This is a genomic window from Acidithiobacillus sp. TH-A36 (assembly GCF_057473445.1).
This window is the reverse complement of sequence record NZ_JBYCKP010000433.1, coordinates 1-1728: the sequence shown is the minus strand read 5'-3', so window position 1 is coordinate 1728 and position 1728 is coordinate 1. Positions and strand designations below refer to the sequence as shown.

The window sequence follows — 1728 nt, the reverse complement described above, 5'->3', positions numbered from 1 at the left end:
TTCAAGGATTCCGTGATTCGGCAGGTGCTCTACAGTGTGGCGGCTGCTGTGCTGGTCTGGCTTCTGGCGTGCGCGGTCGTGATCTACAGGGACCGCTTCATGGGCTTTCATCCGGGGCATATTGCCTGGTTAGCCGCACAACCGGCTTCCTGGTCAGATACGATGCACCAGGCTTTGCATATCGCTGGCATCTGGGCCGTGATTGCGCTGGGTGCGGGCTTGGCCTTGATACTGGTGGCCAACCTGATCAGCGGGGTTGTCACCCTGCTGGGCATGGCCATAGCCAAAAATGGCAGGGGAGGGGTTTGATGGCGTCTGTGCATACATTGGCTCCGAATCTGCAGGCAGAGGGTCGCACGAAAGAAGTGCAACTGGCTGCTTTGGACTGGATTTACCGCTTTGGTAGTACAACGCGGGCATTCTTGCTGAACGATCTTTTTTCTCCAGAAGAATCGCGGGATCTGGACCGGACCCTTTTCGCGCAGGGATGGGTGAGAAGTCTGCCTTGTGGAATCCGTAAAGGCAAAAAAGGCAAAAACAGGCCGGAGGCCGTCCTGGTACTTACCGAAAAGGGGCTGGATAGGGTTCAGGACCGCTACCCGCAGCCCTTTCCGTATCCAGAGATGAATTGGGAAGAATGCAATGATCCGCGTGTCAACGAGCGCATCTGGACGCAAAAGCTCACCGCCACCAATTACCATGCCGGAGGCATTGCCCAGTTCTGGACGCGCCGCATGTTTGCGGAGGATGGCTATCCCTATCCGGACATGGAATGGGCGATGCGGGATGGCAGAATCCTCGCCATCAACGTGGATAATGGCGACTGTTTTGCGGCAAGGCATAAAACCTGTGTCGCCCTGTGCCAGCGGGAAAGACTGGCACAACGCTATGACCGGGAAGTGTTGATAGCCGATCAGTACGAAATCATTGATGACTATCACCAACGTCTGAAGCCGGGTTTTTTATTGCCTGTTTGGGAGGATGATCCGAAGGATTTTGTCCCGGTGGAGCAAATCCCGGTGCCGGACCTGCATCACCGCTTGCTCGTTTTTCTGTCGGACCCTTGGGGGGAGGTATTGGTGTCGTGATTATAGAAGCCATGGTTCCGGGCGCGATTCTGTTCATATTTGGCGGGCGCTTACTGCGTCGCCAACTGAAAGGCGACCTGGGCGAACAATCCGTATCGCTGACTATTCGGGGTATGGGCTTGCCCATCCAGAACAATGTCACGATTCCGGGGAAAAAGGGACTCACCCAGATCGACCATCTGGTACTGACGCGCTCCGCCATCGTGGTACTGGAAACCAAGAACTACAGCGGTTCTCTCTATGATAATGGCAGAGGGCAGGGCGGCGGCTGGATCCAGCGATTTCCCGGTGGGAAACAGAACCGACTGCATAATCCGCTGGACCAGAACTATGGACACATCAAGTCCGTGGGAACCATCGTGCCGGGGGTACCCGTGACGGGCTTCGTAGTCCTTGCAGGTTCCGCACGCTTCCCCAGCGGGGTGCCGGATGGCGTGCTCATGCTCCGGGATCTCAAGCGCAAGCTCAAAGAAATGGATCGGGGAGAGGGGCCGAATCCTGCATCCTTACAGGAAGCCTGGAGCAAACTCCAGCAGCAAGATCAGCGTGACAGCGCCTCGCATCGAGAACAGATGCGGCAAGTCACCGGCGGCGGCCTCAACTATTGGATGCAGACAGGAGCGCCCTGGCTCACCGGCGC

Annotated in this window: 3 protein-coding genes; all 3 read left to right on the top strand. The window is 56.9% G+C overall.

What is annotated here, in order from left to right; all coding sequences use genetic code 11:
* Window positions 1-309, top strand: a 309-nt coding sequence (locus tag AC2VLY_RS11180) for a hypothetical protein (protein ID WP_486893344.1), incomplete at its 5' end; no start/stop codon positions are given.
* The gene (locus tag AC2VLY_RS11175) at window positions 309-1088 is read left to right on the top strand and encodes a hypothetical protein (RefSeq protein WP_486893343.1); all 780 of its coding nucleotides are present in this window, start codon (window positions 309-311) and stop codon (window positions 1086-1088) included. The genes AC2VLY_RS11180 and AC2VLY_RS11175, both read left to right, overlap by 1 nt.
* On the top strand, window positions 1085-1728 hold a 644-nt coding region (locus tag AC2VLY_RS11170; RefSeq protein WP_486922292.1), incomplete at its 3' end, for a nuclease-related domain-containing protein. The genes AC2VLY_RS11175 and AC2VLY_RS11170, both read left to right, overlap by 4 nt.

Excerpts from the sequence above, each read along its gene's own strand:
- AC2VLY_RS11175 (WP_486893343.1), top strand. The coding sequence starts at position 309 with ATGGCGTCTGTGCATACATTGGCTCCGAATCTGCAGGCAGAGGGTCGC.